Genomic DNA, 23655 nt, shown 5'->3' on the forward strand with positions numbered 1-23655 from the left:
CCGGCAAGCGTCGTGTCGGATGATGGGGCGGTGACCGGTCCCGGATTTCTGCACACTTCCCCGGTGCACCCGGCGACCTTCGACCGACTGTTGGCGCGGCGTCGCCCTGGCGTGCAGGCCCTCCACGTCGTCGACGAGAAGCTTCTCGTCGACGCCCGCAACCACGGTCCGGACGCCGTCGCGGAGCGTGTCGCTCAGCACCTCACCGCCCTGGTCGGTCAGGGCGCGACGGTCGTTTGCTGCACGTGCTCCACGATCGGCGACACTGCAGAGCGTGCCCGCGCCGACGTGCCGGTGTTTCGCGTCGATCGTCCGATGGCGGCACGTGCCGTCCGGTGCGGACCACGAGTGGGCGTGGTCGCGGCCTTGGAGTCGACGCTCGAACCGACCGCAGCGCTGCTGCGGCAGGAAGCCGAGAGCGCCGGCCAGGAGGTGCGGATCGAACAGCTCATCGCCGACGGTGCGTGGGGCCGATTCGAGGACGGCGACGAGCCTGGCTACCTGGCCAGCGTCGTCCATACCGCGCGCCGGTTGGCCGACGACGTCGACATCCTGATCCTGGCCCAGGCAAGCATGGCTGGTGCCGAGCCGCTCCTGGCCGACCTGGCGATCCCGGTCCTGAGTTCACCCGGTCCGGCGGTGCAGCACCTGCTCGGCCTGACCTGAGCGTCCCCGCGGCGAACCGGGACTCCGCCGCAAACCGCAGCCGCCCGGACGACGTGCGCAGCCCCACTGCGCGGCTCTAGTCTGTGCGGCATGGCTGCATCCGTCGAGATCACCGAGGTCCGCGTACTCGAGGGCCCGAACCTCTACTTCCCGCGTCCCGCGGGCAAGATCTCGCTCGCGCTACCCGGTTACGTCGACGCCGATTCGGCTGTGCTGCAACGGATCGGTAGGGAGCTGCACCTGCGCCGACGTGACCCGGGCGCACCGGGTAGCACGGTGCGGCGACAGTACGTCGCGTCGCTGGTCGAGCGGGTGGTGCGCATCATCGCCCGCGACGCAGGCATCTCCCGGCTTGCGGTCCGCGTGCGGCAGGCAGCCGACGGCTCACTGGTCGTCGCGTTCGCGTTGCGCCATCGTGGGCGCGTCGCGTTGCTCACGCAGGCTCTCGACGAGGTGCTGCCCACACTGCTGGACGGCGGCGACCCCGCCGCCACTTTGGCCGACGCCGCGCACCGGGTGGCGCAGGGCGACCCCGGTGAGCAGTTGCGACCGTTGCGACCCAAGGTGCCGGTCGTCGCCGTCACCGGCACCAACGGCAAGACCACCACGACCCGACTCATCGCCCACCTCGGCATGACCGCCGGTCTGAAGACCGGCTGGAGTTCGACCGACGGCGTGCTGATCCAGGGTGAACTGGTCGAGTACGGCGACTACTCCGGACCTGCCGGTGCGCGCACCGCACTGCGCGACGGAGTGCAGTTCGGCGTGCTCGAAACCGCCCGTGGCGGCATGCTGCTCAAGGGGCTGGGCACCGCGCACAACGACGTCAGTGTTGTCACCAACGTGAGCGCAGATCACTTGGGGCAGAACGGTATTGACACCGTCGACCAGCTCGCCGAGGTGAAGGCGATCATCACCAAGGTGACCAAGCCGAACGGCTGGGTCGTGCTCAACGGCGACGATCCGCGGGTGTGGGCGATGCGCACGACCGCCAGCGCACCCGTCTGGTGCTTCTCGCTCGACCCCGAGTCGCCCTCGCTGCGCGAGGCGCGCGACAGCGGGGGACGTGGCATCACGGTCGACGACGGCACGATCGTCGTTCTCGTGCCCGGCCTGGCCCCGGAACCGCTGATGTCGGTGCTCGAGGTGCCGATGACCCTGTGCGGCCTGTCGAGCCACAACCTCGCCAACGCCCTGGCCGGAGCCGCCGCCGCACTCGGTGCAGGCATCCCGCGCGACGCGGTGGTCGAGGGGCTGCGCACCTTCGTGCCCGACGCCGCGCACAATGCCGGGCGGATGAACATCTACTCCCTCGGCCTGCCGGACGGCGGGGAGGTGACGGTCATCCTCGACATGGCCCACAACGAGGGCGGGCTGGAGGCGCTGCTGCGGGTGGCCCGCGGGTTGTGTGAGCAGGGCGCCCACCTGGTGCTCGGTCTCGGCACCGGGGGCGACCGCACCGACGAGATCCTGCGCAACCTCGGAGAAATGGCCGGCCGCGACGCCGACCGGGTGCACATCCAGCACAAGGCGAAGTATCTGCGCGACCGCACGATGGCCGACCTCGAGGCGAAGCTCGTCGAGGGACTGTCGCGGGTGGGCGCCACCTCGCTGTCGAGTTCGCCGACCGAACTCGAGGGCTTGCAGGCGCTGCTCGCCGACGCCCACGACGGTGACGTGCTCGCGATGATGACGCACGAGAGCCGCGCCCAACTGCACGACTGGTTGCTCGCGCGAGGAGGCGGGGAAGACTCCCCGGAAGCGGTGCGGCACAAGGTGATCCGGGCCCGCGGCGAGCACGAGGCCGAGGACGAGATCGTCGCACTCTGGCAGATCGACGACCCCACCGAACGGATCGCCGTGGGGGCGAAACTGCGCGACCGCTTCCCGGACGACGCCCGGGTGCTCTACGAGTACGCCGGCACCTTCGACAGCGCCGGCGAGGAGGAACAGGCCGTCGCGGCCTACGATGAGGCGCTGGCCGCCGGGCTGCGCGAGCCGTTCCATCGGCGTGCGCTGATCCAGAAGGCATCGACGCTGCGTCACCTGGGCCGGTTGGAGGAGTCGCAGGAGATCCTCGACGACCTCGCCGCGGCGTGGCCCGACAACGACGCGATTGCGTTGTTCCGCGCCTTGACGATGCATGACCGGCATCTCGACGCGGCTGCGCTCGGCGACGTGCTGCGCCGCCTGGTCCTGCGTTCGACCGACCCCGAGGTCGACCGCTACCGCCGCTCCCTGACCGCGTTCACCGACGAAGTCCGCTAACACACAACGGAATCGGCGCGACGAGCAAGACTGTCGCGCCGATTCCGTTGACTGCTGATCAGGCCGGCGAGGTCATTCCGAGGCCGACGACTCCAGCGCCTCACGCAGCTCCAGGTCGTCCTGCTCCATCGCCGACTCCGCCTCGGCGGCGAGCTCGGTCGGGTCGAGGTCGGGGTCGCCGGGCTGGTCGTCGCTGAACCGCGAACCGGCCTGCGCCTTGTGGCTGAACGCCTCCAACTCGTGCAGCACCTTTGCGTGCTGGTCGACGCAGAGCATGACGAGGTCGCCGGGGTTGGAGCGCAGCACCGCATTGCGCACGGCATCGAGTTCGTTGAGCACGGTGTCGATCACACGGACGCGGGCACCGTCGGACTGGGCCTGCTTGGCGCCCTCGACGAGCAACGCAGCAGCTTCACCCGGCGCACGACGACGCAGGTTGTCGTCCTCGCGGATGACCAGCACGTCGAAGTGTCGCGCGGCGATCCGGGCGAGTTCGCGGATGTCCTCGTCGCGACGGTCACCGGCGGCACCGATCATGCCGATGCGCGAGATGCGGGTCTCCGAGGCGCCCTGGCGGGCCTTGACGTAGCCCTCGACGAACTCGCCGAGCCGCTCCATGCCGGGCGGGTTGTGGCAGTAGTCGACGAACACCTCGGCGTTGTTGAGCTCCACCCGGTTGAGGCGTCCCGGGGAGAGGTAGTAGGAGGTGTCGAAGGTGCGCAGGCCCTGCCGGATGTCGTGCAGCGGGGCACCGGCGGCGAACGCTGCGCCGGCCGCGGCGAGCGCGTTCGCGACGTTCATCCGTGCCGCACCGCCGAAGGTCGAGGGCAACAGGTGGGTCCATGCCAACGGCATCGAGCGGCGTCCCTGCTTGAGCACGATCATCTCGCCGCGGTCGGACGGTTCAAGCACCACGGCACGTGCGCCGCGCCGGCACCGCTCGTCGATGAACTCCCGGACGGCGGAGCCGGGCGGCTCCATCGAGAACCACACGATGGTGCCGCTGCACCGACGACGCATCTGGCGCACCAAGGGGTCGTCGGCGTTCAGCACCGCGAAGCCGTCGCGCGGAACAGCCTCCACGACAACGGATTTCACCGAGGCGAGGTCTTCCAGGGAGTCGACGCCGCGCATCCCCAGGTGGTCGGCCTGGATGTTGGTGACCACTGCGATGTCGTTGCGGTCGTAGCCGAGGCCCTCGCGCAGGATGCCGCCGCGGGCGACCTCCATGATCGCGAAGTCGACGCGGGGGTTCTGCAGCACCATCCGCGCCGAGCGCGGACCGGAGGCGTCGGCCTTGATGACCAGCCGCTCGTCGATGACGATGCCGTCGGTCGAGGTCATGCCGACCTTGCGGCCGAGACCCTTCATGATGTGGGCGATCATTCGCGAGGTCGTGGTCTTGCCGTTGGTGCCGGTCACGGCCACGATCGGCACCCGCGAGGCAGCGCCGGGCGGGAAGAGCAGGTCGACCACCGGCTTGGCGATGAACTGCGGCTCGCCGACGGTGGGGTGGGTGTGCATCCGGAAACCGGGTGCCGCGTTGACCTCGCAGATCGCGCCGCCGGTCTCACGCACCGGGGCGGTGATGTCGGGGCAGATGAAGTCGATGCCCGCCACGTCGAGCCCGATCATCCGGGCGGCTTCCTCGGCGATCTCGATGTTGTCGGGGTGGGCGTCGAAGGTGCGGTCGACGCTGATGCCACCGGTCGACATGTTGCCGGTGAGCGCAAGTTTGACCATCCTGTCCTTCGGCGGCACCTCGTCCATCGCGAAGCCCTGCTCCCGCACCAGTTCGATCGCTGCGTCGTCGACCTTGATGCGGGTGAGCACCTTCTCGTGGCCGACTCCGCGACGCGGGTCGGCGTTGGTGATGTCGACCAGTTCGCTCACGGTGTGCTCGCCGTCGCCGATGACGTGCGCGGGCACCCGCTCGGCGATGGCCGCCATCCGGCCGCCGATGATGAGGCAGCGGTAGTCCTTGCCGGTGATGAACGACTCGACCTGCACCACTCCGCGCCGGGACTGCCCCTCGGCGATCGGGAAGGCCTCGCGCACGTCGTCGTCGGACTGCAGGTTGAGGCACACACCGCGTCCGTGGTTGCCGTCGAGCGGCTTGACGACGACCGGGTAGCCGACGCGGCGGGCGGCCGACACGGCACCGTCGACCGTGCGCACGGTCTCGGCCTTCGGCACCGGCAGCCCGGCCGACCCGAGCAGGCGGGTGGTGAGGTTCTTGTCGCCGGCGATGTCGACGGCGAGCGCGGAGGTCTGCGACGTCATCGTCGCCCGGATGCGCTGGGCGTGCACGCCCTGACCGAGCTGCACCAGCGAGTACTCGTTGAGGCGGGTCCACGGGATGTCGCGGCTGACGGCCTCTTCGATGATCGCGGCGGTCGACGGCCCGAAGGCGGTGCGGCCGGCCCGCGTCAGGAAGGTTTCGAGCGCGTCGGCGAAGTCGAAGTCGTCCTCGGCCTGCACCAGGTGGTTGACGAGCCGCACCGCGAGCTCGCCGGCGGCGAGGCCGACACGCTCGTCGATGAACCCGTAGATCAGGTTGTAGAGACCGGTCTCGCCCTTGACCGCGCGGGTCTTGCCACGGCGCATGTCGTGTCCGGCTTCCTGCTGCAGTTGCAGGGCGACGTGCTCGGCGACGTGCCCGAGCCAGGTGCCTTCCCGCAGTCGCTCCACGAAGCCGCCGCGATGCCCGCGCGAGCAGGTGTGGCCCTCGATGCCGGGCAGCAGTTCGAGCAGCCGGTCGGTGAATCCGGGCAGCTTGCTCGTCGGATACTCCTCCAGCACACCGAGATCGACGACGAGGTGGATCGCTTGCTCGTACGACCAGACGTTCGGACCGCGGTAGACGCGGGTCGACCTGATGGTGAGGTCGGGCGCGGCCGGACGGCTGGGCTCGGGGGTCACGTCGGTCATCGCGTGCTCCTGTCTCGGCGGTGGCTCGGGGCGGGGTGGACGGGTACTCAGGGGTAACTGAGGGCGTGCTGGGTGACGCTAGTGGTGGCGCAACGCGGCGGCGGCCGTGGCCGTGTCGTGCTGGTCGCGACCCGACTGCACCGCGACGTCGGGGTACTTCTCGACGAAGTCGATCAGTTTCGCACTGTCGAGGTCGAAGGTGGCGCCGAACGGGAGCGTGTGCACGATCGCACCGGTGACCAGCAGTGGTGCGTCGCGCCGTGCCTCGTGCGCGTCGGTGACCGCGTTTCGGGCATCGACGACGAACACGGCCCCGCTGCCCACCACGGTCAGCTCGGTCTCGTCGGTGATCTCGGCGGCGGTGTCCTCGTCGATGCCCATGCCGAGCAACGAGGGCGAACCGGCGACCAGCGACAGCAGGCGGCCGTAGCGGGCGCGCTGGTCGAAGTGCTGGTCGACGATGACACCGGGTAGGAGGCCGAGGCCGGCGGTGAGCTGTGAGGAGCGCTGCCGCGGGGTCACGCCTTCCTCACCCATCGAGATCATGAACTGACTCATGATCGACGCACCCGCGGAGGTGCCGGCGACGACGGCGCCGCGCTGGTAGGCCTCGAGCAGGGCGCGTCCGAGCGGGGTGCCGACGATGAGCTGGCTGAGCTTGAGCTGGTTGCCGCCGGAGATGAAGATGCCCGTCGCGTCGTCGATCCGACCGATGAGTTCCTCGTCGTTGCTCGCCTGGCGGTTCGGCGGGTTGACCGAGGTGATGCTCTCGCAGCCCAACCGGCTGAACACGGTCGAGTAGACCTCGACGACCTCGTCGGGCACGGACGACGCAGTCGGGATGACCACGATCCGCGCCTTGCGCCCACCGGCGAGGCGCACGAACCGGCGCAGCACGGTGACGCGCCCGACCTTGTCCTCGGCGCCGCCGATGATGAGCAGGGAACGAGAACCTGGTTTACGCATGGGTCGGATTGTAGGGACCGGCGCAAGTGGTCGCGTCGGCTTCCTCCACCTCGTCGCGGGAAATGCCCAACAGGAACAGCACGGAGTCGAGATAGGGCACGTTGACGGTCGTGTCGGCGCGGGCCTGCACGACCGGCTTGGCGTTGAACGCGATGCCCATCCCGGCGGTCGCGAGCATGTCGAGGTCGTTGGCACCGTCACCGACCGCGACCGTGCGCTCGACCGGCAGGTCGGCCTGCCGCGCCCACTCACGCAACTTGCACGCCTTCTCGGCGCGGTCGACGACCGGGCCCGACACGCGTCCGGTGAGCACGCCGTCGACCACCTCGAGGGCGTTGGCGTGTGCATGGTCGATCTGCAGCTGCGCGGCCAGCGGGCCGACGATCTCGATGAACCCGCCGGAGACCACACCGACCGTGTAACCTAATCGGCGGACGGTGCGCACGAGCGTCGCCGCGCCGGGCGTGAGGCGCACCTGGTCGCGCACCTCCGCCAGCACCGACTCCGGCAACCCGGCGAGCGCCTCGACCCGCTGGTGCAGGCTCTCGGTGAAGTCGATCTCGCCGCGCATGGCCCGCTCCGTGACCGCGGCGACCTCCGCCTCCCGGCCGGCGTGACGCGCCAGCAACTCGATGACCTCGTCCTGGATGAGCGTGCTGTCGACGTCCATCACCAGCAGGCGGCGTCCGCGGCGGGCGAGACCGCCCGGAGCGACGGCGATGTCGACGCCGAGTTCGGCGGCGTCGAGGGCCAGTCGGCGCCGCAGCGTGGGCACGTCGGCACCGGAGACATCGAGTTCGAACGCGGTCACCGGAGTGCGGGCAAGGCGGCGGATGCGGTCGATGTTCGCGCCCGACCCGGCGATCTGGCGGGTGATGTGCGCGACCGCCTGCGACCCGAGTCGCCGGGCGAGGATCACGACGTACGCCCGGCCCGGGGCGCGGTTGGCGTTGTCGCCGCGGCCCTCGGTGAGCTGCAGGTCGAGACCTTCGGCGGCGGCCCACTGCCGCAGGGCCTCGCCGTCGGCGAGCACCTGTGGTGCGTCGGTCACCAGAACGCACAGCACGAGCCGTCCGCGCACCACGACCTGCTCCAGGTCGAGCACGGCGACACCTTCGGGGAGGCGCTGCAGCAAGCCGGTCGTGACGCCCGGGTGGTCGGGCCCGGTGATCGTGAGCAGGACGGTGTCGGCAGACGTGCCCTTGGCCGCGTCGGTGGGCTGGGTGGTGGAGTTGTCTTTCGTGCCGGGGGAGGCGTCGGTCACGGGACGATGACCGTGCCCTTGCCGACGACGACGATGCCCGAATCGGTGACGGTGAAACCGCGGGCACGGTCGTGCTCGAGGTCGATGCCGATGTTCGTGCCCGGGGGCAACACGACGTCCTTGTCGATGATCGCCCGGCGCACCCGGCAGTTGCGCCCGATGTCGACGTTGTTCAACACGATCGAGTCGCTCACCTCGGCGAAACTGTGTGTTCTCACGGCGGGGGAGAGCACCGAGTTGCGGATCGTCGAACCGCTGACGATGCAGCCCTGCGACACGATCGAGCCGACCGCGTATCCGGCGATGTCGGACGCACCCGTCGTGAACTTCGCCGGCGGGTAGTTGCCGGCGCTGGTGCGGATCGGCCAGTCGTAGTTGTAGACGTTGAAGATCGGGTGGATCGAGGTGAGATCCATGTGCGAGTCGAAGTAGGAGTCGATCGTGCCGACGTCACGCCAGTAACCGAAGTCGCGTTCGGTCGCGCCGGGCACCTCGTTGTCCTTGAAGTCGTAGACGTAGGCCTCGCCGCGGTCGACGAAGAACGGGATGATGTCGCCGCCCATGTCGTGCTTGCTCGACTCGTCGTGCGCGTCCTGGGTGACGGCGTCGACCAGTGCCTGCGTGGTGAACACGTAGTTGCCCATCGACGCGAGCACCTCGTCGGGGTTGTCCGGCAGGCCCTGCGGGTCGGACGGCTTCTCCAGGAAGGCGTTGACCTTGCCCGGGGTATTGGTGTCGAGGTCGATGACACCGAACTGGTTGGCCAACGAGATCGGCTGGCGGATGGCGGCCACGGTGGCCGAGGCTCCCGACTCGATGTGCCGGTCGACCATCTGGCTGAAGTCCATGCGGTAGACGTGGTCGGCACCGACGACCACCACATAGTCGGGCTTCTCGTCGTGAATCAGGTTGAGGCTCTGGAAGATTGCGTCGGCCGAGCCGGCGAACCAGTGCTTGCCGACACGCTGCTGGGCGGGCACCGGCGCGACGTAGTTGTCGAGCATGGTCGACATGCGCCAGGTCTTGGTGACGTGACGGTCGAGGCTGTGCGATTTGTACTGCGTGAGTACGACGATCTTGAGGTAGCCGCTGTTCACCAGATTGGACAGCGCGAAGTCGATGAGCCGGTAGATGCCACCGAACGGCACCGCCGGTTTCGCGCGGTCCTGGGTGAGGGGCATCAGTCGTTTGCCCTCGCCGCCGGCGAGGACGATGGCGAGTACCTTCGGGCCCTTTGCAACCATGCCCCAAACCTAGTTGGGCGGGGCGGGACGGTGTGACCAAACCCGTCCCCATGTCTCGGAAGCTGAACAGCGGTAGCGTTCGAGTCATGCGAGTCGACGTGCTGACCAAGGAGTACCCGCCGAACATCTACGGCGGCGCAGGAGTGCATGTGGCCGAACTCGTCCGGGCGCTGCGGGGCCTCGGGCAGGACGTCGCGGTGCGCGCGTTCGGTGAACCGGTCGACGAACCGGGCACCTTCGGTTATCCCGACCTTCCCGAACTCGCCGACGCGAACGCCGCCCTGCGCACCCTCGGCGTCGACCTGCAGATCGCCCAGGACTGCGAGGGTGCGGCGCTGGTGCACTCGCACACCTGGTACGCGAACATGGCCGGTCATCTGGCGTCGTTGTTGCACGGCGTGCCCCACGTGATCAGCGCCCACAGTCTCGAACCGCTGCGGCCGTGGAAGGCCGAACAGTTGGGCGGCGGCTACCAGGTGTCGTCGTTCGTCGAGCGCACCGCCTACGAGCACGCGGCGGCGATCATCGCGGTGAGCGACGGGATGCGCAAGGACGTGCTGCGCTGCTACCCGCAACTCGACCCGGCCAAGGTGCGGGTGATCCACAACGGCATCGACTCGACGATGTGGCAACGCGACGGTTCCGACGCAGGCAAGGAGATCGTGCGCAGCCACGGTCTCGACCCCGATGCCCCGTCGGTCGTGTTCGTCGGCCGCATCACCCGGCAGAAGGGCATGCCTTACCTGTTGCGTGCGTGCCGCGAACTGCCCGACGAGGTGCAGTTGGTGTTGTGCGCGGGCGCGCCCGACACCCCGGAGATCCTCGAGGAGGTCAAGGGGCTCGTCGACGAACTGCGCACGGTTCGCAGCGCCCCGGTGGTCTGGATCGACGAGATGCTTCCGCGCACCGAGGTCATCGCACTCCTTTCCGCCGCAACGGTTTTCGTCTGCCCGTCGGTTTATGAGCCGCTCGGCATCGTGAACCTCGAGGCGATGGCGTGCGAGGCCGCTGTCGTCGCCACCGCCACCGGCGGCATCCCCGAGGTAGTCGCCGACGGCGAGACCGGCTGGCTGGTGCCGATCGAGCAGGTCGACGACGGCACCGGCACGCCGGTCGACCCGGACAAGTTCGTCGCCGACCTCGCCGCGGCACTCACCGAGGCGGTGTCCGACCCGCAGGAAGCCCGCCGCCGCGGGCAGGCCGGGCGCGCGCGTGCGGTCGAGAAGTTCGGCTGGGACGCCATCGCCGCGAAGACCCAGCAGGCCTACCGGGAGATCGTCGAGCAGTTCGGCGCAACGTCGGCCGGCTGAGTCTGGCGCAGCGTCGCCCGGCTGAGTCGGGACCGCCTGCAGCCCGCTCAGCGAGCGGGCACCAACCCGGCGAGCACGACCGCGGCGAGGTTCGTCGCGTCGGCCAACACCTGATCGGCCCCGACCATGAGGTCGCGCAGGGTGCTCTGGCGCCGTTCGTGCGCAGCCGCGCCGACGATCGGGTCGTGCTCGAGCGCGGCCTCGGCTGCCTCCGAGACGGTGGCTGCGCTCCAGATGGTGCGGGCCAGGCGTCCCGGCATGCCCGCCGGCAGGCCGAAGCTGCCGCTGAGTTCGGCTGCGGCACGGTCGCGTTCGCTGCTGCGCTGCCAGGGCACCAGGTCGATCTGGGTGAGTTCGGACGTCGCGGCGGCGATCGCGGCCTGCAGTCGGCGTTCGATCGCCGAGTCGGTGAGCATCTCGATGCGGTGAATCGGTGTCGGGGCGCAGTCGAACGCCCGCAGCCGGGCGCGCCAGCCCTGGTCGGACGCCGGGCCGTACCGTTCGATCTCCGGCACGATCGCCCCGCCGAACATCGGCACGTAGACGCACTCACCGGCGTCCAGTGCGTCGGCGAGCAACTCGGTGCCGCCCTTGGGCATCGCCTGCGCGTGCCCGGGGTGCGGCAGCGCGCACAGCAACACGCGTTCACCGATCTGCGGCCACAGCTCGAGCCGGTCGAGGTCGCCGGCGACGTCGTCGATGTCCGGAAATGCCCGGTCGAGCAGGGTGTTGGCGGGTGCCAGGCCGTTCCACACGGCGGTGGCCCACAGCGCCAGACGGACCGAAGCGGGGAGGGTGCCCATCCGGAAATTCTAGTTGGCCTAGGTTTGGGGCCATGAGCGATGTGTTGGCGTTCGCCGGGGTGTCCGTTCGTCGTGGCAACAAGTTGCTGCTCGACGATGTCACCTGGGAGGTCGAGGAGGGTGAGCGGTGGGTCGTGCTCGGCCCGAACGGTGCCGGCAAGACCACCCTGTTGCAGCTCGCGGCGGCGAGGATGCACCCGACCAGCGGTGTGGCGGGGGTGCTGTCGGAAGTGCTCGGCGCGGTGAACGTGTTCGAGCTGCGCCCCCGAATCGGCTTGTCGTCGGCGGTGATTGCCGAGCGCATCCCGCGCGAGGAGAAGGTTGCCGATGTGGTCGTGACCGCGTCGTACGGCATCGTCGGACGCTGGCGCGAGGACTACCACTCGCTCGATCACCAGCGTGCGGCCGAACTGCTCGACCAACTGGGCGCGGGCCACCTGGCCGACCGGATGTTCGGCACGCTCAGCGAGGGCGAGCGCAAGCGGGTGCAGATCGCGCGCGCCTTGATGACCGATCCCGAACTCATGCTGCTCGACGAGCCGGCGGCCGGGCTCGACCTCGGCGGCCGCGAAGACCTCGTCCGGCGGTTGGGTGAGTTGGCACAGGACGTCTACGCGCCCGCGATGGTGCTGGTCACCCACCACGTCGAGGAGATCCCGCCCGGGTTCACCGACGTGCTCATGCTGCGGGAGGGGCGTGTGGTCGCCGCGGGGCCGATCGAGGCGACCCTGACCGCGGACAACCTCAGCGAAACCTTCGGCATGCCACTCGAACTCGACCGTCACGGCGACAGGTGGAGTGCCCGCGCCGGCTCCTGAGGGCCACCGATAACCTGCAGCAATGCCCTGGACCGAAGCTCTGCTCATCCTGCTCGCCGGCATGGCGGCAGGCACGATCAACACGATCGTCGGCTCGGGCACCCTGGTCACCTTCCCGACGCTGCTCGCGTTCGGTTTCCCCAGCGTCACCGCGAACGTCTCGAACACCATCGGGCTGGTCGCCGGGGGCCTGAGCGGCACCTGGGGTTACCGCCGCGAGGTGCGGACGATGTCCGACCAGTTGAAGCGTCTCGCGCCGATGTCGTTCCTCGGCGCGGTGGTCGGTGCGCTGCTGCTCATCGTGCTGCCGCCGTCGGCATTCCAGGCCATCGTGCCCGCGCTCATCCTGCTGGGGGTGCTACTGGTCGTCTTCGGTCCGCGCATCCAACGCTGGGCGGCCAAGAACCACGCCGACCAGGAGGTCGCACACGACTCCGCCGGCCGCCGCATCCTGCTGGCCGGCGGCATCTTCGTCGCCGGTGTGTACGGCGGGTATTTCGGTGCGGCACAGGGCGTTCTGTTGATGGGCATCATGAGTGTGCTGCTGTCGCAGCCGCTGCAACGGATCAACGGCATCAAGAATGTGCTCGGCACGATCGTCAACGGTGTCGCCGCGATCACCTTCATCATCGTGGCCCGCGACCACGTCGACTGGCGGGTGGCCGGCCTGATCGCGGTCGGCTCGCTGCTCGGCGGTTTCATCGGCGCCGGGGTCGGGCGCAAGCTGCCGCCGAACGTGCTGCGCGGCTTCATCGTGGTCATCGGGTTGATCGCGATCGTCAACCTCCTGCTGAAGTGAGTGCGCCGTGACCATCGTGCGCATCGACGACCCGACCGACGAGCGGGTGCGCGACTACTTCGGCCTCACCGATGTGGCGCTGCGCCGCATCCTCGAGCCCGCCGAGGGCCTCTACCTCGCCGAGAGCGAGAAGGTGATCCGGCGGGCGCTCGGTGCGGGACACCGTCCGCGCTCGTATTTGATGGGGGAGCGCTGGCTCACCGATCTCGCCGATCTTGTTTCCGACGCCGAGCGCGACGGGGTGCCGGTCTACGTCGCCGAGGCGTCGGTCATCGAGGCGATGACCGGATTCCACCTGCACCGTGGCGCGCTCGCCTCGATGCACCGTCCGCAGAATCGGCCATGGCAGGAGGTGGTGCGCGACGCCCGACGCATTCTGGTGATCGAGGACGTTGTCGACCACACGAACGTGGGTGCGATCTTCCGGTCGGCGGCGGCAATGGGCACCGACGCTGTGCTCGTCACGCCGCGGTGCGCCGACCCGCTCTATCGGCGGGCCGTGCGGGTGTCGATGGGCACCGTCTTCCAGGTGCCCTGGACGCGGGTGGAACCGTGGCCGGCCGCAATCACCGAACTACGCGAATCGGGTTGGGACGTAGCCGCGCTCGCGCTCGACGACGACGCCGAATCGCTCGACGATCTCGCCGCCGCGAAACACGACAAGCTGTGCCTCGTAGTAGGCACCGAGGGCGACGGACTGAGTCGCCGCACCACCGCACTGGCCACCCGCACCGTGTGCATCCCGATGGCCGGCGGCGTCGACTCGTTGAACGTCGCGGCTGCGTCGGCCGTGGCGCTCTGGGCCACCAGGTAGCTGCTCCTCACCGATAAGGATCAGACAGTTCCGGCACAGCCGAGAACACACAAACACCCGCTCCGACCGCGTACGTTCGGTTGAGAACCACCCACAGGTGGACCCATTCGACCCCCGAACGGCAGGAGAGTGGCATGGACAACCCCGTCCTCTGGATCATCGTCGCCATCGTCGTGATCTTGATCATCGTCGCCATCGTCGCGATGTTGAACGGCAAGAAGAAAAAGGAACAGCAGCGCGAGGAAGCCGCGCAGTTGCGCGAGCAGGCCGCGGCCCAGGAGTTGCAGGTCAAGCAGCGCGAGCAGGAAGCCGAGCAGGCAGCTCAGGAAGCCGCGCGCCGACGGGCAGATGCCGACCGCGCCGCCGCCGAGGCACGGCAGGCGGAGCAGGCGGCGTCGCAGAAGCAGGCCGGTGCCCAGTCCGTTCGCGGTGAGTACGACGATCAGCACCGTCAGGCCGACTTGATCGACCCCGATGTCGACACCGACAGGGACGGTTTCCGCACCGACGGCAGCCGCCCGGGCGGCGACGACGCGCTCGGCGCCGCGGACGGTCCTCGCGATGGTGTCGCGCAGGAGGAGCGCAACGACCGCAACGACGGCCCCGGCTGGGGCACCGCCGCCGCAGCCGGTGGAGCCGGTGCGCTCGGCGCGGGTGCGGCGGCGCACCACACTCGGGACAACGACGACCGAGCGGGAGTTCTCGACGACGACCGCACCGGCGTTCGGGACGACCAGCGGGTTGCCGACCACGGCGACAGCGGGCTCGACCTGCGCGACCGCGACAACGACGGTGACCGTTTCGGTGACCACGATGCCGACGCACCGGTTGGTGCGCCGGCCGCCACGTCCGCCGGCACGTCCGGTGGTGCCTACGGCATCTCGGATCCCGCGGCTGGTCCGGTCGATGATTCGGTCGATGGTCCGGTGGTGGACGATCTGGGTGACCGGGAGTCGACCCGCACGATGGGTGACGTCGCCGGCGACGCCCACCACGGCGGCTACGACGAACAGGGCGACCCCCAGACTCACTTCGGCGACGGACTCGCCGGCAACAGCCCGCGTGGCCACGACGGCGATCTGCCCGCGCGTTCGCAGGAGCCGGGTCTGGCAGGGCGTCACTCGTACAACGAGGGCACCGGCGACCACCACCGCGACGTCGAGGGTCACCAGCACGAAGGCGGCCTCGGCGGACGCCGCTCCGAGGCCGCCGACGGTGCGGTCGCCGGTGCAGCCGCTTCGCCGGTGTTCGAGCAGACCCGTACGGAACACACCGACGCTCCGGTCGGCGCAGCGGACGAGATCGGCGGCGGTTACGCCGACGAGTCGACCGCCGGATGGAACGACTCCGTCGACCGCCCGGCCGACGGCTTCGACCAGGCGCCGTCCACTCAAGCAGGCACTGGTGCGCCTGGCGCACAGTCGAACTGGGATGCGCCGCCGCAGCAGGACCAGTTCGGTGACCAGTCGCAGGGTGGCAACTTCGAGCAGCCGCAGGCGGGCGCCGACGGGGCGCGCGGGGAGTACCCCGCCGATGACGCGCAGCTTCCGGACGGCACCGACTGGCACTCGCACCAGGGCACGCCAGGAGTCGACGACCAGGCGCCGGTGAGCCCCGGTGCACCTGCGGACGGTGGGTTCGGTGCTCCGGATCAACAGTTCGACGGTGACCGTGGCTTCGAGGGTGACCGTGGCTTCGACGGTGCAGACCGGAACCCCGCTGACGCCTCCGGCGGTTACCCCGGTGTGATCGACCAGGAACCCGCCGTTGGTGCGGCGGACGGCACCGTCAACGCGACGGGTACCGACACGACCGGTGATCCGGCCGGTGGCACGGTCGATGACTCGGTCGGCAATCCGGCTGACAACGGTTCGAAGCACCGCTCGATCGGTGACCGGATCCGATCGCTACGCGATGACATGCGAGGTCGTGACAACGACGGCGCGTAGCCCGAGAGCTCCGCTCCCGGTGCCGGCTCGGTGAGACGGTTTCGAGAGCGGAAACACATACGACGCCCCACCCGCGTTCTGCGGGTGGGGCGTCGTCCTGTTCAGCGCGGACGTTCGGTCAGGCGCGCGACCCGATGAGCCGGTCGAGCAACCGCTGGGTCTCGGCGGCCGGGTCGTCGGTGAGCCCGCCGTGTACCGGACCCGGCTGGATGCTGGTGCTCCTCGGAGCGGTCAGCCAGCCGAATCGTGCTCCGAGTGAACGGATCTCGGGTTTGCCCGGGGTGGCGCGTCCGGCGGCGCAGTCGGCGAGCGAGGTCAGCGCCGTTTCGATCTCCGCGACGTCGATGGTGGGGGCGAGGGCTCGGACGAGCGCAGGTCGCAGCCGCCACGCGATCTCCAGGTGGTCGGCCATCTGGGCGTAGACGACCACACCCACGTTCACGAACTCCTCACGTTCGACCGCCGGCACCAACCGGAGCACGGCGTACTGGTAGCCGATCATCGCCCGTCCTCCGGCAGCCACGCGTCCGGGCGCTCGAGGCGCTCCACGAGGTGGTCGACGTACATCGCACGGATCGCTGTCGCGTTCGGGAGGTCGTCGGTCGGCTCGAGCCACTCGTCCGGAACGTCGGCGACGATGCCGGCCAGCAGTTCCGGGGTCACGGCGTCGCGGGCCGCTTGGTGCACCGTCGAGACCGATCCTGCGACCGGGCGCAGGATGTGTCCGGAGTCGTCGAACCGTTGCGCCGCAAAGCGATTCGGGTCGGGTGTGCGCGACGGCCAGGTGTGGTGGAAGTAGAGGCCGGCGCCGTGGTCGATCGCCCACAACTGCTTGCCCCAGCGCAGCAGGTTCGGGTTGTGCGGTGTGCGGTCGATGTTCGCGACGTAGGCGTCGAGCCACAGGATCGCGGCGGCGTCCTGCGGGGGCGGGGGCGTCGAACCGTCGTAGTTGAACGCGCCGGGCAGGAAGTCCATGGCCAGGTTGAGGCCGACGGACGCGTTCAGGAGGTCCTGCACCTCTTCGTCCGCCTCGTACTTCGCGATCTGCTCGGGCATCTCGATGAGCTTGAGCTCCGGCACCCGCACACCGATGGCGCGGGCGATGCCGGCGACGATGATCTCGGCGACGAGCACCTTCACGCCCTGCCCGGCACCCCGGTACTTCACCACCCAGGTGCCACAGTCGTCCGCCTCCATCACGCCGGGCAACGACCCGCCTTCTTTGAGCGGGACGACGTACCTGAGGGCGTTGACGGTGGGCAGCACGCAAGGAGTCTACGGAGCAGCGGCGGAAGCCCCGCTACTGATGGGTAGGCTGCTGGACATGGAACCGGTCTACACGCCAGTCCTCTGGACGGCTCGGAGTCTGTTCGCCTTCCAGGGACTCAAGTTCGACACCGCCGGACAGGAGAACATCCCGCGCACCGGTGGCGGCGTCGTGGCCCTCAACCACTTCGGCTACATGGATTTCGCACTGTCCGGACGCATCTACCTCGACGTCGACCGGATCGTGCGGTTCATGGCGAAGAAGGAGGTCTTCGACAACAAGGTCGCCGGACCTCTCATGCGCGGCATGAAGCACATTCCGGTCGACCGATCCGCGGGTGCGGACGCGTACCGCGCGGCCGTGGACGCACTCAAGGCCGGCGAACTCGTCGGGGTGTTCCCGGAAGCGACGATCTCCCGCTCGTTCGAGCTGAAGGAGTTCAAGACGGGGGCCGTGCGGATGGCGCAGGAGGCGGGTGTGCCGGTGCTGCCCACCGTGATGTGGGGCGCGCACCGGATGTGGACCAAGGACCATCCGAAGCGGCTGGGCCGCACCAAGTTGCCGATCACGCTCGTTGTCGGCCCGGCGATCTATGTCGCACCGACCGACGACCCGGTCGAGCGCACGGCCGAACTCAAGGCCGTGATGAAGCAGATGCTCGACAAGGCCAAGGCCGACTACGAGCCGCTGACCGGCGACGACCTGGTGTTTCTGCCGAAGGCGCTCGGCGGCACGGCTCCGTCGCTGGAAGAAGCCGAGAAGCTGGACGCCGACGAGCGGGCTCGGCGTGCCGAGCGCAAGGCGGCGAAGGCCGCGGCCAAGGAGAACGGCTCGAAGTAGCGCGGCTCGCTCTGTGGCGGCCCGTGCCGGCCGCTGTCGGCCGTGCCGGCCGCTGTCGGCCGCCAGGTTTTCAACAGGCCTCTGACGGGTTCTTGGCGGGTTGTCGGCACCTCGTGGCAAGGTCGAGCACATGTCGACCGAACTGTTGGACAACGCCGTCGAACGCGTCCTGGGAGCCCTCGCCGGCCCGGGCGCGCAGCTGAGGGACGGCCAGGGCGAAGCGCTCGAGCATCTCACCCACCCGGGTGCGCGGGTGCTCGTCGTGCAAGCCACCGGGTGGGGCAAGTCGGCCGTCTACTGGATCGCCACCTCGATGCTGCGCGATCGCGGCGAAGGCGCCACCTTGGTGGTCTCGCCGTTGCTGTCGCTGATGCGGGATCAGGTCGCCGCCGCCGAGCGCGCCGGTCTGGTGGCGGCCACCCTCAACTCCGCCAACATCGACGACTGGTCGCGCATCGAGGCCGAGCTCGCCGCCGACCGCATCGACGTGCTGCTCGTCTCGCCCGAACGGCTCGCCAATCCGGGATTCGGCGCCCGGGTGCTCGACGCCCTCACCGGACGACTCGGCATGGTGGTCGTCGACGAGGCCCACGCGGTGAGCGACTGGGGTCACGACTTCCGCCCCGACTACCGCCGGGTGGTCGATGTGCTCGGACGCCTCAACCCGCAGACCCCGGTGCTCGCCACGACCGCGACCGCGAACGCGCGCGTCGTGGAAGACGTTGCGGCACAGCTGGGTTCAGACACTCTCGTGTTGCGCGGACCGCTCGCACGTTCGAGCCTCACCCTCGCGGTGACCCCGCAGATGGACCCGCTCGCACGGTTCGCCTGGGTGGCCGACCACCTGCCCAAACTTCCCGGCTCGGGCATCATCTACACGCTCACCGTCGCCGATGCCGAACGTCTCGCCGAGGTGCTGCGCACCCGACACGGCGCCGACCCGTCGCTGCAGGTGGCGGCCTACACCGGTCAGCTCGACGGCGCCGAACGCGAGCGACTCGAGGAGGGGCTGCGTCGCAACGAGCTGAAGGCACTCGTGGCCACCTCGGCGCTCGGGATGGGCTACGACAAGCCCGACCTGGGGTTCGTCGTGCACGTCGGCGCCCCGCCGTCCCCGGTGTCGTACTACCAGCAGGTCGGCCGTGCCGGCCGTGCGATCGACCATGCTCTCGTGACACTGCTGCCGTCGGCCTCCGACGAGTCGGTCTGGGACTACTTCGCCACCGCGACCATCCCGCGACCGAAGGAGGTCGAGCGGGTGCTCGAGATCCTGCGCGGGGTCGACGGGCCGATGTCGGTCGTCGCCTTGGAGGCGGAGTCGGGCGTGCGACGCACCCGTGTCGAATTGATGCTCAAACAGCTGGCCGTCGACGACATCGTCACCCGCAGCACCGACGGCTGGACGGTGACCGGCAAGGAGTGGCGTTACGACCAGGAACACTACGACTCGGTGCTTGCAACGCGGCGGCGCGAGGCGGAGATCATGCGCCGCTACGTGCGTGGGCAGGGCTGCCTGATGCAACTGCTGCAGGAGTCGCTCGACGATCCGTCGGCGGCGCCGTGCGGACGATGCTCGGTGTGCACCGGCGGCCTGCCCGACGGACTGGTGGGCGAGGCGTCCGCCGACACGATGCGTGGGGTCCGTCGGGTGCTGCGCACCGAACGACACGTATTGGAGCCGCGCAAGATGTGGCCCGGTGGGGCCTTCGGTACTCGCGGCAAGATTCCGGTCGCTGTCGCGGCCGACGCAGGGCGGGTGCTGGTGCACGCCGACGCACCGGAATGGTCGGACTCGCTGGCCGGCTGTCTTGCCGACGGGTCGGCTGCCGACCCCGAACTGCTCGAACACGCGGTGCACACGCTGTCGGACTGGGCGCAGAGCTGGACGCAGCGGCCGACCTGCGTGGTGTCGGTCGCACCCGGCGGCCTCCCGGCACTCGTGCAGTCGGTCGCCGAGCACCTCGCTGCGGCTGGTCGCTTGCCGTATGCGAACTGGCCGGTCGAGCGCGTGCCCTCCGATCTGCCGAGCGCTGATGAAGCCGCCGCGTTGAAGGAGCGTCTCGGTGCCGGGCCGCAGGCTCCGGTCAGCGAACACACCGTCCTGCTCATCATCGACCGCACCTCGTCCGGCTGGGCCGCCACGGTCGCCGCGGCCGTGCTGCGTGGGCAGGGTGCGACGCGGGTGCTGCCCTTGGTTGTGCACCGCACGGTGGGGTAGCGATCGCGCGAGCGAAGCGAGCCCGAGCCGATACCCGACCGTGTCCAAACCAGTTGATTCTCAACGTGATTTGATCCACAGCCCCTCGGGTCGGTGTCGTTTGTCCACAGGTCGTCTGCGACTGATTGTGGGTGTCGGTGGTCGTACATATGTTTGATTCATGGCCACCAGTTACGAGATCGATGAGCCTCTGAGCGAGGTCGAACTCGAGCTGCTCGAATCGGTGTTGAGTCGCAAGACGTATCGGGTGCGCCCGGTGATCACGCAGCATTCCTCGGCGACGGACATGCTGGCTGCGGCGGCGCAGTTGTGTCGGGATGCGTTCGCCAAGATCGACACCGACACGATCCGCGCGGGTGAGGGTGCGGCCACGGGGCGGGTGTCGTCGGTGGAGGAGCTGCGGTCGTTGGAGGAGACGATCCGTGCGGCCGCGGTGACGGGTTCGGTGGTGCAGGCCGCTTCGGCGATCGCGATGGCGAGGTACGCGGCGATCGACCGGGAAGTGATCGATTCCGACACCGGGTTCGCGGTGCCGGTCGAACGGCCCATCGGGCATCAGGCGGACTTCGCCGACACTGATTTGGCCGCGGCCTGCCGGTTGGCGCCCCGGACGGCCTCGACCCGGTTGGGTGCCGCGGTGACGGCGTGTACGAAAACCCCGCGGCTGGTCGAGGCCGCGGTCGCGGGTGGGGTGCCGTTCTGGAAGGTGAACCTCGTCGCGGCCGAAGTCGCCGACGCCTCCCGTGAGACCGCAGCCTTGGTCGAGGCGGAGTTGTTGGGGTCGCGCGGGTTCGCATCGTGGGGGTTCCAGAAACTGAAGTCGACTGTGCGAGCTCTGGTGACCCGGTGGGAAGCCGACGCCGCGAAACAAACGAGAAAGCGGACCGCGCGGGAGGCGATCGGGGTCTGGGCCGACGCCTCCGACATCCCCGGACTCTCGGAGTTACGTGCGGTGGGTCCGGCGGATCAGATCGCGAAGATCCACGCCGCGCTCGACCACTTGGCCGACACCTGGCGTAAACACCCCGAACAACACGCCAAAGCGCACCCCGAGCACTACTCGCAGGGTTCGGAACCGGGCGCAGCCTTCAAGCCGACACTGGGCCAGCTACGCCTCGACGCGTTGTGTGACCTCGTCACTGAAGGCTGCGACATCGGGGTCCACCTCGTCATCCACGTCCCCTTCGAACGCACCAACGCCACCAGCGACGACCATGACGACAGCAGTGACTGCGCCGACAACGGCGAAGGCGCCGGTCCGCAGGCGGCAAGCGATCCAGGTCCTCCCGAAAATGACTGTGACACAGCCGATCCGGAGACATCACACGGCTCGACCGGCCCACCAGATGGTGACGCCCATGGGAGGCCCCGCACTGACTGGGCGGAGATCCCCGGCATCGGGTTGGTCGCACCGGACACCGTCGATGCGCTGGTCGACCGGTTCGGCTGCCGGCTGACCCGGGTGCTGTTCGACGCCGACACCGGCATCACCGCGCAAACAGCGTCCGCACGCTACGAACCGCCACCGAAGATCCGGGAGTTCGTGCATTGCGGGACCGGTCGTGCCGGTTCCCCGGATGCAGCCGACCCGCGATCCGCTGCGACGAAGACCATGTGCAGGAATGGCCAACCGGCGACACCAAGGGCGCGAACCTCGCCGCGATGTGCCGGCACCACCACGACGCCAAGACCAAAGGCCACTGGGACGTCGAAATGACCGACGACGGCATCTGTACCTGGATCAGCCGCACCGGCCGCCGCTACACCACGTACCCCGACAGCGACAGCGGCCGCACCGAGAAGAATCCACCCGAGCCACGTTGAGCCGCCAGAGTCGCATCGGGCCACCAGCGTCACATCGAGCCAGCCGCGATCTTCTCAACCGGTGTGTGCGCGTGCCCGGCGGCATCCGGCGATGAACCCGACGAACGCGAGAACGACGAGCACGGCGGCGCATGCCATCGTCGGCCAGTTCCACGACGTCAGGTTGGTCGGTGCGACATTGCTGCAGCAGCGCGCCGGCGAAGCACGATGCCGTGACACCACTGACGAAGCAGTCGAAGCAGACGATGCAGAGATCACGACCCCCATCCACCGAGGCACCCGTGCCCCAGACGTCAACGCGCGGTGACGGGCCAGAATGAACGGGTGAGAACTCGTCCGAGCGTGTTGCACCTCGACCTCGACGCCTTCTTCGCCGCCGTCGAACAGCGTGACAAGCCGAGCCTGCGCGGCAAACCGGTGGTCGTGGGCGGCACCGGCGGACGCGGTGTCGTGGCGACAGCGTCGTACGAGGCGAGGGTGTTCGGGGCGAGGTCGGCGATGCCGACGGCGCAGGCCAGGCGTCTGTGCCCGCCGGGCACCGCGTTCCTCAGCCCGCGCGGCGCCGCGTATCGACGGTCGAGCGCTCTGGTCATGGAGTTGCTGCACGAACTCTCGCCCACCGTCGAGCAGGTGTCGGTCGACGAGGCGTACGTCGACCTGGCCGATGGCGACATCGAAGACTTCTCGGTCGAGGCCCTGCGCCCGCGGATCGAAATGTTGCTGGCCGAGATCTCCACTGCGACAGGCGGACTGACCGCCAGCGTCGGTGTCGCAAGCTCGAAGCAGATGGCGAAGATCGGTTCCGACCTCGACAAACCGAACGGTCTGGTGATCGTTCCGGCCGGGCACGAGGTGGAGGTGCTCGCGCCGCTGCCCGTCCGTGTGCTCGGCGGCGTCGGCCCGGTGACGGGGGAGCGGCTGCGCACCTTCGGAGTCGAGGCGGTCGCCGACCTCCAGCGCATGTCGGTCACCGACCTCGTCAGCATCTTCGGCGAGTCGCACGGACGCGGCCTGCACGAGATGGCGTTCGCCCGCGACGACCGTCCGGTGGTCACCGAGCGCGAGGCGAAGAGCATCTCGGCCGAGGAGACCTTTCCGATCGACATCGCCGACTCGGCGGTGCTCGACCGTGAACTCGTCAAACTGGTCGAGCGGGTCACCGCCCGACTGCTCGAGCACGGACACTTCGCGCGCACGATGACCATCAAGGTGCGCCACGGCGACTTCTCCACCTTCACCCGGTCGGAGAGCACCCTGCACCCGACCGGCGACCTGGCCGCGATCCTCGCCGTCGCCCGCCGTCTGCTCTCGGCCGCCGACACCGCCGCCGGCCTGCGACTGCTGGGGTTCGGCGTGTCGGGCATGTCGCCCCATGCGCAGGAGCGGATGGCGTTCGACGAGGAGGAGGTCGTCGAACCGTCCCCGGCGCAAGCGGTGACGGCTCACGACCTCGACGAAGGTTGGGGACGCGACCCGCACACCTGGTCGCCCGGGGCCGACGTCCGCCACGAGGAGCACGGCGCCGGCTGGGTGTGGGGCAGTGGGCTGGGCCGGGTCACGGTGCGGTTCGAGGGCCCGACGACCGGCCCGGGGCCGGTGCGCACCTTCCGAAGTGACGATCCTCACTTGTCCACGGCCGATCCACCCGACTGGAGTTGAACCCGCAGGAGACCC

Annotated in this window: 18 protein-coding genes; 11 read left to right on the forward strand and 7 right to left on the reverse strand. The window is 69.3% G+C overall.

The window, feature by feature from the left end:
- Positions 1-63: 63 nt before the first annotated feature.
- Positions 64-666, forward strand: coding sequence for an aspartate/glutamate racemase family protein (locus DFJ65_RS10595; protein WP_211308418.1), 603 nt, complete (start codon positions 64-66; stop codon positions 664-666).
- A 90-nt stretch (positions 667-756) separates the two neighbouring features.
- Positions 757-2934, forward strand: coding sequence for a tetratricopeptide repeat protein (locus tag DFJ65_RS10600; protein WP_115922996.1), 2178 nt, complete (start codon positions 757-759; stop codon positions 2932-2934).
- Between the two features lie 72 nt (positions 2935-3006).
- Here DFJ65_RS10600 and cphA read toward each other — a convergent pair whose 3' ends face one another.
- The 4 genes from cphA to glgC all read right to left on the reverse strand — a co-directional run bounded on the left by cphA (position 3007) and on the right by glgC (position 9339).
- Complete coding sequence (cphA, locus tag DFJ65_RS10605; protein ID WP_115922997.1) at positions 3007-5865, reverse strand: cyanophycin synthetase; 2859 nt, start codon at positions 5863-5865, stop codon at positions 3007-3009.
- 78 nt (positions 5866-5943) lie between these two features.
- Complete coding sequence (locus DFJ65_RS10610) at positions 5944-6831, reverse strand: cyanophycinase (RefSeq protein ID WP_115922998.1); 888 nt, start codon at positions 6829-6831, stop codon at positions 5944-5946.
- Positions 6824-8095, reverse strand: a complete 1272-nt coding sequence (gene serB, locus DFJ65_RS10615) for a phosphoserine phosphatase SerB (protein ID WP_115922999.1) — start codon at positions 8093-8095, stop codon at positions 6824-6826. Before serB ends, DFJ65_RS10610 begins: the two co-directional genes overlap by 8 nt.
- Positions 8092-9339 carry a glucose-1-phosphate adenylyltransferase gene (glgC, locus tag DFJ65_RS10620; RefSeq protein WP_115923000.1) on the reverse strand — a complete coding sequence of 416 codons (1248 nt, stop codon included), beginning with the start codon at positions 9337-9339 and terminating at the stop codon, positions 8092-8094. Before glgC ends, serB begins: the two co-directional genes overlap by 4 nt.
- 86 nt (positions 9340-9425) lie before the next feature.
- Here glgC and glgA point away from each other — a divergent pair, with 86 nt between their 5' ends.
- The gene (gene glgA, locus DFJ65_RS10625) at positions 9426-10649 is read left to right on the forward strand and encodes a glycogen synthase (RefSeq protein ID WP_115923001.1); all 1224 of its coding nucleotides are present in this window, start codon (positions 9426-9428) and stop codon (positions 10647-10649) included.
- A 47-nt stretch (positions 10650-10696) separates the two neighbouring features.
- On the opposite strand, the gene DFJ65_RS10630 is transcribed toward glgA, so the two are convergent.
- Positions 10697-11452 (reverse strand): hypothetical protein, encoded by a 756-nt coding sequence (locus tag DFJ65_RS10630; RefSeq protein WP_115923002.1) that lies wholly within the window; start codon positions 11450-11452, stop codon positions 10697-10699.
- Positions 11453-11484: 32 nt separating this feature from the next.
- On the opposite strand from DFJ65_RS10630, the gene DFJ65_RS10635 reads away from it, so the two are divergent.
- The 4 genes from DFJ65_RS10635 to DFJ65_RS10650 all read left to right on the forward strand — a co-directional run bounded on the left by DFJ65_RS10635 (position 11485) and on the right by DFJ65_RS10650 (position 15832).
- Positions 11485-12270: an ABC transporter ATP-binding protein gene (locus tag DFJ65_RS10635; RefSeq protein WP_115923003.1), complete on the forward strand. Its 786-nt coding sequence runs from the start codon at positions 11485-11487 to the stop codon at positions 12268-12270.
- A gap of 22 nt (positions 12271-12292) precedes the next feature.
- The gene (locus tag DFJ65_RS10640; RefSeq protein WP_115923004.1) at positions 12293-13069 is read left to right on the forward strand and encodes a sulfite exporter TauE/SafE family protein; all 777 of its coding nucleotides are present in this window, start codon (positions 12293-12295) and stop codon (positions 13067-13069) included.
- A gap of 7 nt (positions 13070-13076) precedes the next feature.
- Complete coding sequence (locus DFJ65_RS10645; protein WP_425452984.1) at positions 13077-13883, forward strand: TrmH family RNA methyltransferase; 807 nt, start codon at positions 13077-13079, stop codon at positions 13881-13883.
- Between the two features lie 134 nt (positions 13884-14017).
- The gene (locus DFJ65_RS10650; protein ID WP_115923005.1) at positions 14018-15832 is read left to right on the forward strand and encodes a hypothetical protein; all 1815 of its coding nucleotides are present in this window, start codon (positions 14018-14020) and stop codon (positions 15830-15832) included.
- Positions 15833-15950: 118 nt separating this feature from the next.
- Here DFJ65_RS10650 and DFJ65_RS10655 read toward each other — a convergent pair whose 3' ends face one another.
- Entirely contained in the window at positions 15951-16334 is a 384-nt protein-coding gene (locus tag DFJ65_RS10655; RefSeq protein WP_115924251.1) for a DUF3037 domain-containing protein, read from the reverse strand.
- Positions 16331-17098: a HipA family kinase gene (locus DFJ65_RS10660; RefSeq protein WP_115923006.1), complete on the reverse strand. Its 768-nt coding sequence runs from the start codon at positions 17096-17098 to the stop codon at positions 16331-16333. Before DFJ65_RS10660 ends, DFJ65_RS10655 begins: the two co-directional genes overlap by 4 nt.
- Before the next feature lie 58 nt (positions 17099-17156).
- On the opposite strand from DFJ65_RS10660, the gene DFJ65_RS10665 reads away from it, so the two are divergent.
- The 4 genes from DFJ65_RS10665 to DFJ65_RS10685 all read left to right on the forward strand — a co-directional run bounded on the left by DFJ65_RS10665 (position 17157) and on the right by DFJ65_RS10685 (position 23640).
- A complete protein-coding gene (locus DFJ65_RS10665; RefSeq protein ID WP_115923007.1) occupies positions 17157-17939 on the forward strand; it encodes a lysophospholipid acyltransferase family protein in 783 nt (260 codons plus the stop codon).
- Positions 17940-18069: 130 nt separating this feature from the next.
- Complete coding sequence (locus DFJ65_RS10670) at positions 18070-20157, forward strand: RecQ family ATP-dependent DNA helicase (protein ID WP_115923008.1); 2088 nt, start codon at positions 18070-18072, stop codon at positions 20155-20157.
- A 160-nt stretch (positions 20158-20317) separates the two neighbouring features.
- Entirely contained in the window at positions 20318-21874 is a 1557-nt protein-coding gene (locus DFJ65_RS10675; RefSeq protein WP_115923009.1) for a 13E12 repeat family protein, read from the forward strand.
- A 431-nt stretch (positions 21875-22305) separates the two neighbouring features.
- Positions 22306-23640 carry a DNA polymerase IV gene (locus DFJ65_RS10685; protein ID WP_115923011.1) on the forward strand — a complete coding sequence of 445 codons (1335 nt, stop codon included), beginning with the start codon at positions 22306-22308 and terminating at the stop codon, positions 23638-23640.
- Positions 23641-23655: the final 15 nt, after the last annotated feature.

This window comes from Calidifontibacter indicus, assembly GCF_003386865.1.
Taxonomy (GTDB): domain Bacteria; phylum Actinomycetota; class Actinomycetes; order Actinomycetales; family Dermatophilaceae; genus Yimella; species Yimella indica.

Bases quoted from the DNA above. Each gene is read 5' to 3' on its own strand.
- DFJ65_RS10600 (WP_115922996.1), top strand. From the start codon at position 757: ATGGCTGCATCCGTCGAGATCACCGAGGTCCGCGTACTCGAGGGCCCG.
- cphA (WP_115922997.1), bottom strand. From the start codon at position 5,865: ATGACCGACGTGACCCCCGAGCCCAGCCGTCCGGCCGCGCCCGACCTC.
- DFJ65_RS10610 (WP_115922998.1), bottom strand. From the start codon at position 6,831: ATGCGTAAACCAGGTTCTCGTTCCCTGCTCATCATCGGCGGCGCCGAG.
- glgC (WP_115923000.1), bottom strand. From the start codon at position 9,339: ATGGTTGCAAAGGGCCCGAAGGTACTCGCCATCGTCCTCGCCGGCGGC.
- glgA (WP_115923001.1), top strand. From the start codon at position 9,426: ATGCGAGTCGACGTGCTGACCAAGGAGTACCCGCCGAACATCTACGGC.
- DFJ65_RS10630 (WP_115923002.1), bottom strand. From the start codon at position 11,452: ATGGGCACCCTCCCCGCTTCGGTCCGTCTGGCGCTGTGGGCCACCGCC.
- DFJ65_RS10635 (WP_115923003.1), top strand. From the start codon at position 11,485: ATGAGCGATGTGTTGGCGTTCGCCGGGGTGTCCGTTCGTCGTGGCAAC.
- DFJ65_RS10640 (WP_115923004.1), top strand. From the start codon at position 12,293: ATGCCCTGGACCGAAGCTCTGCTCATCCTGCTCGCCGGCATGGCGGCA.
- DFJ65_RS10650 (WP_115923005.1), top strand. From the start codon at position 14,018: ATGGACAACCCCGTCCTCTGGATCATCGTCGCCATCGTCGTGATCTTG.
- DFJ65_RS10655 (WP_115924251.1), bottom strand. From the start codon at position 16,334: ATGATCGGCTACCAGTACGCCGTGCTCCGGTTGGTGCCGGCGGTCGAA.
- DFJ65_RS10665 (WP_115923007.1), top strand. From the start codon at position 17,157: ATGGAACCGGTCTACACGCCAGTCCTCTGGACGGCTCGGAGTCTGTTC.
- DFJ65_RS10670 (WP_115923008.1), top strand. From the start codon at position 18,070: ATGTCGACCGAACTGTTGGACAACGCCGTCGAACGCGTCCTGGGAGCC.
- DFJ65_RS10675 (WP_115923009.1), top strand. From the start codon at position 20,318: ATGGCCACCAGTTACGAGATCGATGAGCCTCTGAGCGAGGTCGAACTC.